The sequence below is a fragment of the Luteibacter sp. GL_149 genome (genome assembly GCF_057834065.1).
In genome coordinates, this window is the sequence record NZ_CM174395.1 from 1,496,595 (window position 1) to 1,511,970 (window position 15,376).

The 15,376-nt window shown below is 64.3% G+C and carries 17 protein-coding genes; 12 read left to right on the forward strand and 5 right to left on the reverse strand.

The window, feature by feature from the left end; all coding sequences use genetic code 11:
- Positions 1 to 132: 132 nt before the first annotated feature.
- The 5 genes from ffh (at position 133) to rplS (ending at position 3,656) form a co-directional block, all read left to right on the forward strand.
- Complete coding sequence (gene ffh, locus AC3IR3_RS06705) at positions 133 to 1,512, forward strand: signal recognition particle protein (protein WP_489196167.1); 1,380 nt, start codon at positions 133 to 135, stop codon at positions 1,510 to 1,512.
- 151 nt (positions 1,513 to 1,663) lie between these two features.
- A complete protein-coding gene (rpsP, locus tag AC3IR3_RS06710; protein WP_132141224.1) occupies positions 1,664 to 1,915 on the forward strand; it encodes a 30S ribosomal protein S16 in 252 nt (83 codons plus the stop codon).
- Positions 1,915 to 2,430 carry a ribosome maturation factor RimM gene (gene rimM, locus AC3IR3_RS06715; RefSeq protein ID WP_489196168.1) on the forward strand — a complete coding sequence of 172 codons (516 nt, stop codon included), beginning with the start codon at positions 1,915 to 1,917 and terminating at the stop codon, positions 2,428 to 2,430. The genes rpsP and rimM overlap by 1 nt, the downstream gene beginning before the upstream one ends.
- A 31-nt stretch (positions 2,431 to 2,461) precedes the next feature.
- On the forward strand, positions 2,462 to 3,244 hold the full coding sequence (gene trmD, locus AC3IR3_RS06720; RefSeq protein ID WP_132141226.1) for a tRNA (guanosine(37)-N1)-methyltransferase TrmD: 783 nt from the start codon (positions 2,462 to 2,464) through the stop codon (positions 3,242 to 3,244).
- 10 nt (positions 3,245 to 3,254) lie between these two features.
- A complete protein-coding gene (gene rplS / locus AC3IR3_RS06725) occupies positions 3,255 to 3,656 on the forward strand; it encodes a 50S ribosomal protein L19 (protein WP_132141227.1) in 402 nt (133 codons plus the stop codon).
- Positions 3,657 to 3,807: 151 nt separating this feature from the next.
- Here rplS and AC3IR3_RS06730 read toward each other — a convergent pair whose 3' ends face one another.
- Both AC3IR3_RS06730 and epmB read right to left on the reverse strand, forming a co-directional pair.
- Complete coding sequence (locus tag AC3IR3_RS06730; protein WP_489196169.1) at positions 3,808 to 5,871, reverse strand: EAL domain-containing response regulator; 2,064 nt, start codon at positions 5,869 to 5,871, stop codon at positions 3,808 to 3,810.
- A 91-nt stretch (positions 5,872 to 5,962) separates the two neighbouring features.
- A complete protein-coding gene (gene epmB, locus AC3IR3_RS06735; RefSeq protein WP_489196170.1) occupies positions 5,963 to 6,991 on the reverse strand; it encodes an EF-P beta-lysylation protein EpmB in 1,029 nt (342 codons plus the stop codon).
- 87 nt (positions 6,992 to 7,078) lie between these two features.
- Between epmB and efp the strand changes: the two genes are divergently transcribed.
- The 7 genes from efp to folE2 all read left to right on the forward strand — a co-directional run bounded on the left by efp (position 7,079) and on the right by folE2 (position 12,663).
- Positions 7,079 to 7,660, forward strand: a complete 582-nt coding sequence (gene efp, locus AC3IR3_RS06740; RefSeq protein ID WP_132141230.1) for an elongation factor P — start codon at positions 7,079 to 7,081, stop codon at positions 7,658 to 7,660.
- A gap of 115 nt (positions 7,661 to 7,775) precedes the next feature.
- Complete coding sequence (locus tag AC3IR3_RS06745) at positions 7,776 to 9,113, forward strand: TRZ/ATZ family hydrolase (RefSeq protein WP_489196171.1); 1,338 nt, start codon at positions 7,776 to 7,778, stop codon at positions 9,111 to 9,113.
- Entirely contained in the window at positions 9,110 to 9,379 is a 270-nt protein-coding gene (locus tag AC3IR3_RS06750) for a YciI family protein (RefSeq protein ID WP_489196172.1), read from the forward strand. The genes AC3IR3_RS06745 and AC3IR3_RS06750 overlap by 4 nt, the downstream gene beginning before the upstream one ends.
- A 34-nt stretch (positions 9,380 to 9,413) precedes the next feature.
- Positions 9,414 to 10,121 carry a bifunctional 2-polyprenyl-6-hydroxyphenol methylase/3-demethylubiquinol 3-O-methyltransferase UbiG gene (ubiG, locus tag AC3IR3_RS06755; RefSeq protein WP_489196173.1) on the forward strand — a complete coding sequence of 236 codons (708 nt, stop codon included), beginning with the start codon at positions 9,414 to 9,416 and terminating at the stop codon, positions 10,119 to 10,121.
- Complete coding sequence (gph, locus tag AC3IR3_RS06760) at positions 10,118 to 10,798, forward strand: phosphoglycolate phosphatase (protein ID WP_489196174.1); 681 nt, start codon at positions 10,118 to 10,120, stop codon at positions 10,796 to 10,798. The genes ubiG and gph overlap by 4 nt, the downstream gene beginning before the upstream one ends.
- Positions 10,795 to 11,631, forward strand: a complete 837-nt coding sequence (locus AC3IR3_RS06765; protein WP_489196175.1) for a squalene/phytoene synthase family protein — start codon at positions 10,795 to 10,797, stop codon at positions 11,629 to 11,631. The genes gph and AC3IR3_RS06765 overlap by 4 nt, the downstream gene beginning before the upstream one ends.
- A 108-nt stretch (positions 11,632 to 11,739) precedes the next feature.
- Positions 11,740 to 12,663: a GTP cyclohydrolase FolE2 gene (gene folE2 / locus AC3IR3_RS06770; protein WP_489196176.1), complete on the forward strand. Its 924-nt coding sequence runs from the start codon at positions 11,740 to 11,742 to the stop codon at positions 12,661 to 12,663.
- A gap of 209 nt (positions 12,664 to 12,872) precedes the next feature.
- Here folE2 and AC3IR3_RS06775 read toward each other — a convergent pair whose 3' ends face one another.
- Genes AC3IR3_RS06775 through yidD form a run of 3 tightly spaced genes read right to left on the reverse strand, consistent with a single transcriptional unit; the run spans position 12,873 to position 15,266 of the window.
- Positions 12,873 to 13,676 (reverse strand): M23 family metallopeptidase, encoded by an 804-nt coding sequence (locus tag AC3IR3_RS06775; RefSeq protein WP_489196177.1) that lies wholly within the window; start codon positions 13,674 to 13,676, stop codon positions 12,873 to 12,875.
- Positions 13,676 to 15,013, reverse strand: coding sequence for a dihydroorotase (locus AC3IR3_RS06780; protein WP_489196178.1), 1,338 nt, complete (start codon positions 15,011 to 15,013; stop codon positions 13,676 to 13,678). Before AC3IR3_RS06780 ends, AC3IR3_RS06775 begins: the two co-directional genes overlap by 1 nt.
- Positions 15,006 to 15,266 (reverse strand): membrane protein insertion efficiency factor YidD, encoded by a 261-nt coding sequence (gene yidD / locus AC3IR3_RS06785; protein ID WP_489196179.1) that lies wholly within the window; start codon positions 15,264 to 15,266, stop codon positions 15,006 to 15,008. Before yidD ends, AC3IR3_RS06780 begins: the two co-directional genes overlap by 8 nt.
- Positions 15,267 to 15,376 lie beyond the last annotated feature (110 nt).

A 15,376-nucleotide genomic window follows, 5' to 3' on the forward strand; every position in this document is an offset into this window, starting at 1 on the left:
CCGACCCGCTTTGCTCGCGAGATGCCGGCAGGCCGGAACGGGAGCGGCGACATAGCCGTGTTCAGGCGCTCCCGGACGCGCGGGGCCGGGTAAGGCTATAATCCGCCGTTTACACAAGACTACCGACTCGCCATGTTCGAATCGCTGAGCCAACGCCTATCCGAGACCGTCAAACGCCTGAGCGGACGCGGCCGGCTGACCGAGGAAAATATCCGCGAGAGCCTGCGCGAAGTCCGCATCGCGCTGCTCGAGGCCGACGTCGCGTTGCCGGTGGTCAAAGCCCTGATCGAGCGCGTGAAGGTCCGCGCCGTGGGTCAGGAAGTATTGCGCAGCCTTTCGCCGGGCCAGGCCCTGGTCAAGGTGGTCAGCGACGAGCTGACGGCCGTCATGGGTACGGCCAACACCGAACTGAACCTCGCCGCGCAGCCCCCGGCCGTCGTGCTGATGGCCGGCCTGCAGGGTGCGGGTAAGACGACGACGGTCGGCAAGCTCGCCCGCTTCCTTAAAGAGCGCAAGAAGAAAAGGGTCATGGTGGTCAGCTGCGACGTCTATCGTCCGGCCGCCATCGAGCAGTTGCGCACGTTGGCCGAGCAGGTCGAGGTGTCGTTCTTCCCGTCCGAAGCGGGGCAGGACCCGGTCGCCATTGCCCGTGCCGCCGTCGCCGCCGCGCGTCGCGAAGTGATCGACGTGCTTATCGTCGATACCGCGGGCCGTCTGCATATCGACGAAGCGATGATGGACGAGATCAAGGCGCTGCACGGCGCGCTCGATCCGATCGAAACGCTGTTCGTCGTCGACTCCATGACGGGTCAGGACGCCGCCAATACGGCCAAGGCCTTCGCCGATGCGCTGCCGCTCACGGGCGTGGTGCTGACGAAGACCGACGGTGACGCCCGTGGCGGTGCCGCTCTCTCGGTCCGTTATGTGACCGGTCGTCCCATCAAGTTCCTGGGTGCCGGCGAGAAGACCGACGCCCTCGAGCCGTTCCATCCGGATCGTGTGGCTCAGCGCATCCTCGGCATGGGCGACGTGCTGTCGCTGGTCGAGGAAGTCGAGCGCAAGGTCGACCAGGAAAAAGCCCACAAGCTGGCCGAAAAGGTCATGAAGGGTAAGCGCTTCGATCTCAACGACATGCGCGACCAGCTTGAGCAGATGAACAACATGGGCGGCCTTGCCGGTCTCATGGACAAACTGCCGGGCATGTCGAACATCCCCGATAGCGTGAAATCGAAGGTCAACGACGGCGAACTGAAGCGCATGGTGGCCATTATCGGTTCCATGACGAAGAAGGAGCGTCGCCACCCGGATCTGCTGAATGGCTCCCGCAAGGCCCGTGTGGCCCGCGGTTCTGGCACGCAGCCGGCCGATGTCAACCGTCTGCTGAAGCAGTTCATGCAGATGGAAAAGATGATGTCCAAGCTCTCCAAGGGCGGCAGCAAGGGTCTGCTCCGGCAGATGCGCGGCGCCATGAAGGGTATGGGAGGCATGGGCGGCATGCCCCCCATGCGCTGATTCGACCCGAAAACAGGGGGTGATTGCCATGCAATCGCTCCCAACTGGCCGAAAGGCCTTCCATTTTTCCCAACATCCGCTAAAATGCCGCGTTTACCGCGCCCGCTTCGCGTGCGCCTGCCGGTATCCGGCAACTCTGGAGCTCGTAACTATGGTTAAGATTCGTCTTTCGCGCGGTGGCGCCAAGGGCCGTCCGTTTTATCACGTCGTCGTGACCGACCAGCGCAACAAGCGCGACGGTCGCAACATCGAACGTGTCGGCTATTACAACCCGGTCGCATCGGGCGCTGATAAGCGTCTCGAACTCGACGTGACCAAGGTCCAGGCCTGGATCGCGAAGGGTGCGCAGATGACCGATAAGGTCCGCGCCCTCGTGAAAGAAGCCGGCAAGCTGGCTGCTTAATGACGACGGAGTCCGGTAAGCGCGTCCGTCTGGGACGCATTGTCGGACTCTATGGCGTGCAGGGCTGGGTCAAGCTTGAATCCTGGACCGAGCCCCGCATCCAGATTTTCCGATACCAACCCTGGCTGCTCAGCGCGCCGGGTGTGGAGAAGGAAATCGGTGGGATCAACGGACGTGCGCAGGGTAAGGGTCTCGTGGCCTACCTGCCGGGTATCGAAGATCGCGAGCAGGCCGCTGCATTGATCGGGTGCGAAATTACCGTCGCCCGTGATCAGCTGCCGGCACCCGCCGGCGACGAGTTTTACTGGACCGATCTCGAAGGTCTCGAGGTCGTCACCCTGGAAAACGAAGTACTCGGTCGCGTCAGTCATCTGTTCGCGACCGGTGCCAACGACGTCATGGTGGTCCGGAACGACGAGCGTGAGCGGCTGATCCCTTATGTCAGGGGGCCGTACGTGCATTCGATCGACCTGTCCGCCGGCCGTGTGGTGGTGGACTGGGATCCTGAATTCTGAAGCGGCTCGTGCCGCAGGTGGGTTGAGGATCATGCGCTTCGACGTCGTTACGCTTTTTCCCGATTTCGTCCGCCAGTCGGCCGATGTCGGGGTGGTTGGCCGGGCGCAGCAACGCGGGCTTCTTCAGGTGGAAACCTGGAATCCCCGCGACTACGCAACCGACAACTACCGCACTGTGGACGGCCGCCCTTTCGGTGGCGGACCGGGCATGGTGATGCTGATCGATCCTTTGCGCGCGACCCTTGCGGCCGTGCGGGAGGCGGCACCGGAACCGGTGCATGTGATTTATCTCAGTCCGCAAGGTGCGAGGCTGACACAGGCTAGGGTAGAAGCGCTGGCGAAAACGCCGCGGGTCGCCCTGATTTGTGGACGTTACGAGGGCGTGGACGAACGCCTGCTGCAGCATGAGGTCGACGAGGAGCTCTCTATCGGCGATTATGTGCTGTCTGGCGGGGAACTTGGCGCAGCGGTGATCATCGATGCGGTAGGTCGTCTTCAGGACGGTGCGTTGAACGACGCGCAGTCCGCCCAGCAGGATTCGTTCTCGGACGGTCTTCTGGATTGCCCGCATTACACCCGGCCCGTACATCACGATGTATGGGGCGGCGTGCCGGAGGTGCTGCTTTCCGGCGACCACGCGGCCATTCGCCGCTGGCGTCACAAGCAGTCGCTAGGTCGAACCTGGCTGCGCCGGCCGGACTTGCTCACGCAGCGTGCGCTCGATGACGAATCGCGTGCATTGCTGGATGAATTTCGCCGTGAATATACGCGGCTAAACGGTGCGGCCGACAACGGCCGCCGTAACAAAAATTGACAGGTGTGCCATGAACAAACTTCTCCAACAGTTCGAAGCCGAGCAGATCATCCGCCAGCTGCCGGATTTCGGTCCTGGCGACACAGTGATCGTCAATGTGAAGGTTAAGGAAGGTACTCGCGAGCGCGTTCAGGCGTTCGAGGGTGTCGTCATCGCCAAGCGTAGCCGTGGCCTGCACTCCGCTTTCACCGTGCGCAAGATCTCGCACGGCACGGGCGTCGAGCGCGTGTTCCAGTCGCACAGCCACGCTATCGACTCGGTCGAAGTGAAGCGTAAGGGTAAGGTTCGCGGCGCGAAGCTGTACTACCTACGTGGTCTGGAAGGCAAGGCTGCCCGCATCAAGGAAGACATCGCCGCTGCCGCTGCCGCCAAGGTTGCGAAGCAGGCCGCTGCCGCCGCCGCGAAGCAGTAATAAGGCGCGGTATGCAGTACGAAGGGCCCGCGAACTTCGGTTCGCGGGCTTTTTCATGCCTGCGATTTGCGGCGACTACGCACTAGCCCTCGTGTAGGAACCCGCAAGCGGACTCCTACGAATGGCGCAGCGCAGGGTGAGCTGGCCCCGGTCAGACCGTCGAATATTCCTCGGCCAGCACTTTTGCGGGCTCCTGCAGGAAGTTGCCTTGCACGAAGTCGACCCCGCAGGCGAAAAGCAGCGAAGTACTCGCCGCGTCCTCGACCCATTCGGCCACCGTTTGCTTGCCGGAGGCGTGGCCTTCCTTGCAAATTTCGGCGATCTTCTTCTGATTTTCAGGATGCTGCGGCAGTTCGGTCATGAAGCTGCGGTCGATCTTGAGGAAGTCCGCCTCGACGTGATTCAGCAACTGGAACGAGTTGAGACCCGAGCCGAACTGTTCCAGGGCGAACTTGCCGCCTACCTTGCGCCAGCCGGAAACGAATTCCTGCACGGGACGAAGGCTGGTGAGCACTTTCGTTTCCGGCATTTCGATAACCAGCGTGCTCCGGCGGAGCTTTGCGGTTTCCAGGCGGCGCTGCAGCCAGGTCAGGAGATCCGGTTCCTGCATCGACTGCAGAGTGATCTTCACGAAGTACGTGGTCGTCAGGCCGTCTTTCTCGCGATGGGCGAGCGCGTCGATCGCGTGACCGAGTACCCAGCGGTCGATGGCCGGGAGCAAGCCGTTGCGTTCGGCGACGGGCAGGAAGTACGAAGGCAAGACGTCGCCCTTCGGACCACGCATGCGCACCAGGATTTCGTAGAACTCGCCGGATGCGTCCTGCAGACTGATGATCTGCTGGTGGTAGAGGCGCAAGCCGTCGCTGTCCAGCGCTTCGCGGACGAGATCGAGCCAGTACTGCTCGCGTTCGGCATCCGCCTTCTCGCGTGCGCTGGGATCGTGAATTTCGACGCGGTTGCCGCCCTGGTTCTGGGCGTTGCGTAGCGCCGTACCCGCCTGTCCGAGTACGGTTTCGGTATTCGCGTTCTTCTCGGCCAGCAGCGTGCCGCCGACGGTGAGTGTGATCGTAAGGGAGAGCACGCCTGCATCGAAGATGCTTTCGGCAACCGCGGCGCGCAGGCGCTCGGTCAGTGCCGCGTGCTCGAGATCGTTGCGGTGGGCCAGGATCAGTCCCAGTGTGTGGTCGCCCAGCACGCCGGCGATGTCTTCCTCGCCGATGGCATCGCTGACCTTCCTCGCAATGGCGGCAAACAGACTGTCGGCCTGACCGATGCCGATGTTGCCGACGATGTCCTTCCAGTTGTCCGGTTCGACGAGCAGCACGGCCTGGCCGTCCTGACCGCCGGCCGCGGCGGCGATGGCCTCGTCGATGTGCGCGAGCGTCCGTGCGCGATTGAACAGGCCCGTGACGGGATCGCGTTGCAACTGGGCGACCAGCGCCGGGTCGACCGTCTGCTGGCGGAATACGATCTGCAGGCAGGGTTCGTTTTCGAAGGTGGCGTGCGCGAATTCGACGCTGGCCTTGAACGTGCCGCCTTCGGCGCGGCGCGCCTGGAGATCGATGGGCGAGGGTGGCTTGTCGCCGCGCGACAGGCCACGCAGAAGCGCCTTGAATTCGTCGGCCTGCGCGACGGAGATGAGATCGAGAATGGGCAGGCCGAGTATGTCGTCGAAATCGTCGAATCCGAAGGTTTCGAGATAGGCCTGATTGACCCTGACGTGCATGCCTTCGTGTACGTACGCGATGGCGTCGCGCGACGAATCGAGCAGCGCATCGCAGCGACGCTCGGATTCGCGCAGCGAGGTTTCCAGCTTGCGTACCTGTCGACGGGTGGTCAGCGCTTCGAATTCGCGCTGGACGACAGCCAGCACCTGGGCGGGACGAGTGCGTAGCGCCACGCCGCGCGTACCGCTGGCGAACAGGTCGCCGACGAGCTGGTCGGTCAGACTGGGGATGACACCAAGCAGCGCAAGGTCGCGGCCGCTAGCATCGAGCTGGCGGGCGACATCGGCCGCGTTTATGCCGGCGACATCCGGATTGAGCATGACCAGGTCGGGCGCGAACTCGTCGAGGCTGGATTGCAGCTCGGCGAGCGTGGTAACACGGGCGGGTCTTACCGCGATACCGCCGTTGCGGAGAATGTTGATCAGTTGCTCGGCATCTTCCACCGAGTCTTCGATGAAAAGGATCTTGATCACGTTGTCGTGTTTCATGTGTTCACTTGCCAGAGCCTTGCCCCCACGACCCTTGTCGGGCCGCCCCCTGCGGTCGATCTGATCCAGATCCATCCACCGAATTTACATACTAGCGCGCCCGGGCGACGACAGGGCGCTTCGATGACTCGCCGGGAAGTTCCCGTACGAGACGCGGGACCAGATAGCCGGGCAGGATGCTGCGCATCCCGTCCATCAACGCCAGGGCGTCCTCGTCGGAGACTTCGAAATGCGCCGCGCCGGCCACGCGATCCAGCTGGTGCAGGTAATACGGGAGCACGCCCGCCGCGAACGAGCGCTCGGCAAGGGCGACCTGGGTCGTCACGTCGTCGTTGATGCCGCGCAGGAGTACCGCCTGGTTGAGGAGGGTAACGCCGGCCGCGCGCAGGCGGGCGCAGGCGTCGTCGACGCTGGCATCGAATTCACGTGCGTGATTGGCGTGCAGGACCACCACTTTCTGCAAGGGGAGGCCGCTCAGCCAGTCGATGAATGCGTCGTCGATCCGCTCGGGTAGCACCACGGGCAGGCGTGTGTGAATGCGCAGTCGTACGACGTGGGGAATGCCGGCCAGTCCGTCGGTCAGCTCCGTGAGCTTATGCGTCGCCAGGGCCAGCGGGTCGCCACCGGAGAGAATCAGCTCGCGGATCGAGCTGTCGTCCCGGACGTGCGCCAGGGCGTCCCGCCACTGGCCGGCAGCAGCGATCTCGTCGCCGTACGGGAAATGCCGGCGGAAGCAGTACCTGCAATGGATGGCGCAGCTGCCGCTGGCGATGAGCAGAGCGCGGCCATCGTATTTGTGCAGCATGCCATGGGCCGCCTTCGCGTCCAGGTCGCCCACCGCATCGCGCACGAAGCCTTCCGCGGCGTCCAGCTCGGCCAGCTGCGGCAATACCTGAAGCAGCAGCGGATCGCGGGCATCGCCCTGGCGCATGCGGGCCACGAAACCCCGAGGGACGCGCAGGGCGAATCCGGCGTTGTCCTCCGGCAGGCGGGCAGCCAATTCCGGCAGACCGACCAGGGCCAGCAGCTCGGCCGGATCGGTAACTGAGGCGCGCCAGGCCTCGCGCCAGTCGGTGCAAGCCGGACGAGATAGGCGGGGGCTGGGGCTTACGGTTATCATGAGCGGCCTTGAGCGGGCGATCGGACCCGCGACAGCCCCCATTTTAACCGCCGAACGCGGCGGATTTACCTCTGGAGCAGATAGCGCATGGCGACCCTTGGCCTCAATGATGTCAAAACGGGCAAGAAGATCCTTCACAACGGCGATCCGTGGCTCATCACCGAAGCCGAATTCGTCAAGCCGGGCAAGGGCCAGGCGTTCACCCGCATCCGCATCCGCAATCTGAAGGATGGCCGCACCACCGAGCAGACGCTGAAGTCCAGCGACAGCTACGAGGAAGCCGACGCCGTCGATACCGATGCGTCGTTCTCGTACATCGAAGGTATCGGTAACGAGCGCGAATGGATCTTCATGCACACCGAGACGTTCGAGCAGTACCGGGCAGCGCTCGGCGCCATGGGCGACGCATGGAAGTGGCTCAAGGGCGACGAGGAGTGCGTGATCACGCTGTTCAACGGCACCCAGATCATCGCCGTGCAGCCGCCGAAGTTCGTCGAGCTGAAGATCACCGAGACCGATCCGGGCGTCCGTGGCGACACCTCGGGCGGTGGCGGCAAGCCGGCCACCCTCGAAACCGGTGCCGTGGTCCGCGTCCCGCTGTTCGTGAACCAGGACGAGATCATCAAGGTCGATACCCGCACCGGCGAGTACGACAGCCGCGTCAAGTAAGTAAGGCGCAGGCGTTCGATACATCGATCGGCACGGCTGCCCCCTGGGCACCGTGCCGATTCTTTATAGGGGTTTTCCGGGCCCCGGCACTTTTCTCCACTTTCCCGAGGCGTCCATGAATTCGAGTCCCACCGTTATCGACCTGCTTATCGAAGCACGCTGGGTCGTCCCGGTCGAACCGCATGCCGTCGTACTCGACGATCACGCCGTTGCCATCGACGGTGGCGAAATCAAGGCGATCCTGCCCATCGCCGATGCGCGCGCCGCGTATGCGCCGCGTGAGCGCGTAGAGCTTTCCGAGCATGCGCTGATCCCCGGTCTCATCAATGCGCATACGCATAACCCGATGACGTTGATGCGCGGTCTGGCGGACGATCTGCCGCTGATGACCTGGCTCACCCAGCATATCTGGCCGGCCGAAGGCCGCGTCATGGGTCCGGACTTCATTCGCGACGGCGTGGAACTGGCGGTCGCCGAAATGATTCGTGGCGGCACGACCTGCGCCAACGAAAACTACTTTTTTCCCGACGTGATCGCGGCGACGTACCGCCGCATGGGTTTCCGCGCCGTGGTCGGTCTGCCCGTCATCGAATTCCCCAGCCCCTGGGCGAAGACGCGCGACGAGTACTTCGCTCGTGCCGAGCAGGTGCACGACGACCTGATCGGCGAAGCACTGCTGACGACGTCGTTCGTGCCGCATGCGCCGTACACCGTTGCGGACGAGAGCTTCGAGCGCATCCGCATGCTCTCCGACCAGCTCGACATTCCGGTGCACCTGCATACGCACGAGACCGCGCAGGAAGTCGAGGAAAGCATCCGCGATCACGGCATCCGCCCGTTCCAGCGCCTGCAGCAGTTGGGCATCGTCAACGAACGCCTGATCGCCGTGCACATGACGCAGCTGACCGACGGCGAGATCGCCGCATGCGCCGCCGCGGGTGTCTCGGTCGTGCATTGCCCCGAGTCGAACCTCAAGCTGGCATCGGGTTTCTGCCCGGCCGAAAAGCTGCGTGTCGCGGGCGTCAACGTTGCCATCGGCACTGATGGCTGCGCGTCGAATAACGATCTGGACATGTTCGGCGAGATGCGCACCGCGGCTCTGCTCGCCAAAGCCGTCGCCGGCGACGCCGCGGCATTCGATGCCGCGTATGCGCTGCGCGCGGCCACGCTCAATGGTGCGAAGGCCATGGGCCTGGGCGACCGCGTCGGTTCCATCGAAGTGGGCAAGCGTGCCGATCTCGCGGCCATACGTCTTGACGATCTCGAAACCCAGCCGCTGTATCACGTGGCCTCGCAGCTGGTGTATGCCGCGGGCCGCCATCAGGTCAGCGACGTGTGGATCGACGGCACGCGCAAGCTTGCCGACAGGAAACTCGTCGGCATCGATACGGATGCCATTCGCGCGAAAGCGCGAGGCTGGCGCGAGATCATCGCCGCGGGAGATGTCGCATGAGCGATACCGGCCTGAAGCGTTTTCTGGTGCTTGCCATGCGCAAGCCGACCTTCGATCAGACGGCGGCAGAAGCCCATCTGGTTTTCCTGGCCGACCTGAAAGAACAGCGGCTGATCGAAATGACCGGCCCTTTCGCGGACCGTTCGGGTGGCGCATACCTGTTGCTCGCCCCGGACATGGCCACGGCTACCCGGGTGGTCGAATCCGATCCGCTGCACATCACTGGTTCATCGGTGATGACGATTCACGAATGGCAGGCGCGCTGAAAGCGCCCCTTCCTTGCCGCACGAGGTGGTTCCCATGCAAGCCAACGCCAATGTCAGCGCCGAAGAAATCGCGCGCTTCGAGAAACTCGCCGCACGCTGGTGGGATCCCGACGGCGAGTCGCGTCCGCTACACGATCTGAATCCGGTGCGTTCGGCCTATGTCGCCGGTCGCGCCTCGCTGCGCGGCGCACGTGTCGTCGACGTCGGTTGCGGCGGCGGCCTGCTTAGCGAAGCGCTGGCACGCGCCGGCGCGAACGTCACGGCCATCGATCTCGGCGACAAGCTGATCGAGATCGCGAAGCTGCACCTGTTCGAGTCGGAGCTTTCCGTCGACTACCGTGTGCAGTCCTCGTCGGATCTGGCCGAATCCGAATCCGCATCGTTCGATGTCGTCTGCTGCATGGAACTGATCGAGCACGTGCCCGATCCGGCCGCGCTGGTGCACGACCTGTCGGCCATGCTGAAGCCCGGCGGCCAGCTGTTCCTGTCGACACTGAATCGCACGCCCGCGGCATTCGGCGCGGCCATCGTCGGCGCGGAGTATCTGATGCGCCTGCTGCCGCGCGGTACGCATCATTACGCCCAGTTCCTCAAGCCGTCCGAAGTGGCCGGCATGCTGCGCCGGTTCGATCTGGAGCTCGAAGACATCCAGGGGCTGGCGTATAACCCGCTCACACGCAATGCGCGACTGACCGGCAACACGTCGGTCAACTACGTGCTCAGCGCACGGAAGGTCGCATGAGCCGGCCCGCGTTCGCGCCGGCCGGCGTCTTCTTCGACCTGGACGGCACGCTGCTGGACAGTGCACCGGATCTCTACGCTTCGCTGGTGATCCAGTGCGCGGAAGAAGGTGTTGCGCCGCCGCCGTACGAGCCGGTGCGCGCGGTGGTATCGCGCGGTTCGCGTGCTGTGTTGTCGTGTGCTTTCCCCGAGGCCGATAACGCGGCACTGCTCGCCCGCGTTCCGCGTTACCTGGAAATCTACGAAGCGTCGATGGCCTCGCATACCGTCGCGTTCGACGGTATCGAACCGATGCTGGAAGCACTCGACGCGCGCGGTATCGTCTGGGGCGTCGTCACGAACAAGCCGGGCTTCCTTACCGATGCACTGCTGCCGCGACTCGTTCCGCACTGGAACACCGCAGCGGTTGTTTCCGGCGATACGTTGCCGGTAAAGAAACCCGATCCCGCTCCTGTGCTTTATGCCTGCGAGCAGGCTGGTGTCGATCCGGCGCGTTGCGTGTTCGTCGGCGACGACCGGCGTGACATCCTCGCCGGTCATGCCGCGGGTCTGTACACCGTGGCGGTTCGCTGGGGCTATCTCGACGGCGGCGATCCGGATGGCTGGGGTGCCGATGCCGTGGTCGATACACCGGCCGAACTGGCCGCCTTGCTCGGTCTGGGAGAAGTGGTCGCGTGAGCGAGGGTCCGATCTCGAGCTACGTGGACAAATGGCTGGCCGTCCAGCCGCAGCAGCGTATCGCGCTGCCGTTCGTCGACGCGTCCGAGCGCGACGTGCATGTGGCACTGGCGGCGCTGGAGCAGGAACTGATCGCCTCCGCGTACGGCATTCGCGAGCCGCAGGTCGCGGCCGCCAAGCTCAACTGGTGGGCCGAGGAGCTTTCCGGCGCATCCGCCAGCGGCGGGCGGCATCCGCTGACCAAGCTGCTGTGGTCCAGCGACCGCGCCCGCCGTGTGCCGGCGGAGCGCTGGGTCGCGCCTGTGCTGGCCGCCATGGGACAGATCGATCAGGGAACGGCCTCGGACTTCGCCGCGCAAGTCGCGGCGGCCCGAGGCATGCACGGCGCGCTGGCCGAACTGGAAACAGCCTGGTGGTACGGTTCCGATGCGTCCGCCGAAAAAGCCGTCCGGGTGGCCACGTTGTCGCACCTGCTGTTTTCGCTGTCTCGTCTGGAACTGGATGCCGACCACGAGCGCCTGCCGTTGCCGATGTCGCGCCTGGCCCGGCATGGTCTCAGCCGGCAGCAGATGAAGTCGGACACGCCTGAGCGGCGCGAGGCGATGCGTGCGCAGTTGGCGGATATCGCCGCAGCCCTAAGCGAGGCGATGGCGCTGGATGGCCCTCTGAGCGTGTTTCGCGGCCTCGAAGGCCGTACGGCGCTGACCATCGCTCGCGGGGCCGCGCGCGCTACGGAGCCCATGGGGGCGCTACACCGCGGCCAATCGCGGACGGGGCCGGCCACGGCGTTCCGCGCGTGGCGCGCCGCCCGCGACAGTCGACGTCTCGAATGAAACGAAACGCAGCGTTTCCCGCACTCAACCATTGACCCGTCGGGGGCTGGCCCCATAACGGTGACGCAGGCCGGCCCGAAGGCCCGGCAGGACTCATCAGGAACGAACATGTACATCCACGACTCCATCCCCCGTCTCATGCCCGATGTCGCCTCGCAGGAACATGCGCTGGCCATCGGCACGCTCGACTGGGTCGGCATGGACGGCATGGAAATGCCCGTCGCTTTCGACGCCGGAGACGGCGATGTGCGCGACACCAGCGCCCGCGTCGGCGCATGGGTCAATCTGATCCGCCCCGAAGCCCGCGGCATCCATATGTCGCGGCTTTACCTTCTCGTCGAACAATATCTGTCCTCGGAAACCGTTACGTCGGCCGGTCTCAAGACCCTCCTTCAGGCGTTCCTTACGTCGCATGCGGATCTGTCCGACCATGCGCGCATCACCATTCGCTTCGAGCATCTGGTACGTCGCCGAGCCTTGCGCAGCGACAACAGCGGCTGGCGGGCGTATCCGATCACCCTGGACGCCACGCTTTCCGGCGACCGTTTCGCGCTGGAAATCACGACCGACGTTGTCTATTCGTCGACCTGTCCCGCTTCGGCTGCACTGTCGCGCCAGCTGATCCAGGAGCGCTTCGCCCAGAACTTCCCGGCGGACCGCGAGCTGGATCGCGACACGATCCTCAAGTGGCTCGGCAGCGAGCAGGGCATCGTCGCCACACCGCATGCCCAGCGCAGCACTGCAACGCTGCGTGTGCGGCCGGCTTCGGACGAGGGCTTCCCGCTGATCGACATGATCGATCGCGTGGAATCCGCGCTGGGCACGCCGGTGCAGACGGCGGTGAAACGTGAGGACGAGCAGGCATTCGCGCTGGCGAATGGCGGTAATCTGATGTTCTGCGAGGATGCGGCGCGGCGGATTCAGAAGACGCTGGACGCCGATGCGCGTATCGCGGATTTCCACGTGCGCATTGCGCATCACGAGAGTCTGCATCCGCACGATGCGGTGGCGTTTGCGAGCAAGGCGCGCTAGGCGCGCGATGCGGTCGAGGGGCGTATTCGACCCTTCGACGCGTCTATCCCTCACCGTCGCCCCTGCGCAGGCAGGGGGCCAGGGCGACAACGCATAGGTAGGCGATAGCTGACGGTTGCGCTCTTAAGAGCGTGAATGAGCGTTGTTGCGATAACCGGTTGCACCGTACTGGGCCCTGCCTGCGCATGAGCGACGATACGGGTGGGGGCCTAACGCCCGATCCCCGGCAGCAACAACGGATCCAGCCGCGTCCCGAACCAGTTGAACCCCCAGTGCACATGCGGCCCCGTCGCGCGACCGGTCATGCCCGCCGCCCCGATGATCTGCCCTTGAGTTACACGCTGTCCCACCTTCACGTCCAGGCGCGACAGGTGCAGAAAGTTCGAGGTCAGGCCAAACCCGTGGTCGAGCAGGATGGTGCCGCCGGTCAGATACAGGTCGGGTGCCGCGAATGTCACGATGCCCGGTGCCGGTGCCTTTACCGGCGTGCCCTGCGGCACGGCGATATCCATGCCCGAGTGCGGTGCCTTGGGATCGCCGTTATAGATGCGTTGATTGCCGAAGCGCCCGCTGATGCGTCCCTGCACCGGCCAGATGAACCCTTTCGCGAAATCTTCCCGATCATCGTCGCGATTGCGCGCGGCGGTGACGAGAGCCTGTTCGCGCTGGATGCGTGCGGCGATCCCGGGCGGCGGGTTCACGGTCTTCGGCGGCACGCCTTCGACGCGCTCGATGGGCCAGTCGCGAGGCGTGACCGTTAGCCGCTGACGCTGTGTCGATTCGCCGGGCGCCGTTATGGCGACCTCGATGGGACCACCCTCATCGCGGCCGGCGCCAAAAACGAACGTGCCATCTTCGCCCACGCGAACCGCTTTGCCAGCCACGCTGACGCGCGAGCCCGGGGCGGCGTGTCCCATGACGAGACCGCCCTGGGACACGGACGAGGGCAGATCGGCGGCCGCGACCGTCGCGCTGAACGCTAGTGCGAGCAGCGCAATCAGATGTCGGTGCATCAACGATCGAATGCCAGGCGCTGTCCACGCACGCTATCGTCGACTTTCTTGCCGTCCCAGACCCGCTGTCCGTTGACGAAGGTCGACGCGATGCTGGTACGGAACGTCGTGCCTTCGAACGGCGACCAGCCGCACTTGGACAGCACTTCCGCACGGGTGACCGTGTGCGGGGTCGCCGGATCGACCAGTACCAGGTCGGCCGCGTAGCCTTCGCGGAGAAAGCCCCGCTTGTCGACATCGAACAGCTTGGCTGGCGCGTGGCAGACGGCTTCCACGACGCGGTCCAGCGTCAGCTTGCCCTCGAGAACGCGTTCCAGCGCCGCCTGCAGGGCGAATTGCACCAGCGGAAGGCCGGACGGTGCCTTGTCGTACTTCTGCTCTTTTTCCTCGAGCAGGTGCGGCGCATGATCCGTCGCCAGCACGTCGATGCGGCCTTCGGCCAGCGCTTTGGTAATCGCTTCGCGGTCGTTCGCCGTTTTGATCGCGGGATTGCACTTGATCAGGAAGCCGAGTTTCTCGTAATCGGCGTCGCTGAAATGCAGGAAGTGCACGCAGGTTTCGGCCGTGATCTTCTTCCCTTCGATCGGACCCGGTTCGAACAGGGCGAGTTCGTCGGCGGTCGATATGTGCAGCACGTGCAGACGCGTGCCGTGCTTCTTCGCCAGCGCGATAGCCAGGCGCGTGGACTTGATGCAGGCCTCGCGCGAGCGGATCAGCGGGTGCTCGCGGGCGGGGATATCCTCGCCGTATACCTCGTGCGCCTTCGCGAGATTCGCGTCGATCATCGGGGTGTCTTCGCAATGCGTGATGATCGGCGTGGGCACGTCGCGGAAGATGGCGTCCAGCGTTTCGGGGTTGTCGACCAGCATGTTGCCGGTCGACGCGCCCATGAACACCTTCACGCCCGGTGCGGATTTCGGGTCGAGCGTGCGGATGGCTTCGAGGTTGTCGTTGCTGGCGCCGAGGTAGAACGCGTAGTTCACGGCCGAGGTTTCGGCGGCGCGCGTGTACTTCGCTTCGAGCGAGTCGCGGTCCAGCGCGGGCGGCTTCGTATTCGGCATTTCCATGTAGCTGGTGATGCCGCCGGCGGCGCAGGCGCGCGACTCGCTGTAGATGTCCGCCTTGGCCGTAAGGCCGGGTTCGCGGAAATGCACCTGGTCGTCGATCATCCCCGGTAGCAGCCACAGGCCGCTGGCGTCGATCACCTGTTCGTCACCGATCCTTGTCAGTCCTTTGCCGATAGTCTCGATTTTTCCGTTCCGGACGCGCAGATCGCCTATCCAGCGGCGGCCTTCGTTGATCATTTCGGCGTTCTTGAACAGCCAGGCATCAGTCATGCGAATGTGCTCCTTGGGCGCCACAGCGGCGCAGGACAAATTGTTCGGGTACGGGATCGTCTCCACCCTCACACAGTGGCTGGCACCGGAGGATGCGCCAGGTGGCGAGGACCATGCCACGCATCGGACCGAAGCGTGCAATGGCAACACGTGCATAATCGGAACAGGATGGATGGAACCGGCAGCGTTGTCCAAGCAGCGGACTCAGCCAGCGTTTATAGAGGGAGAGCAGGGAGATGAGGAGGCGGGCCACGGTATCCGGTATTGGCCGGGTAGGGTGCCGGCAACCTTTAAGGTTTATAAGTATTCCAGAAGATGGGTTGCTGGGGTAACACATCTGGGCTATAACACCCCGCCGCCACG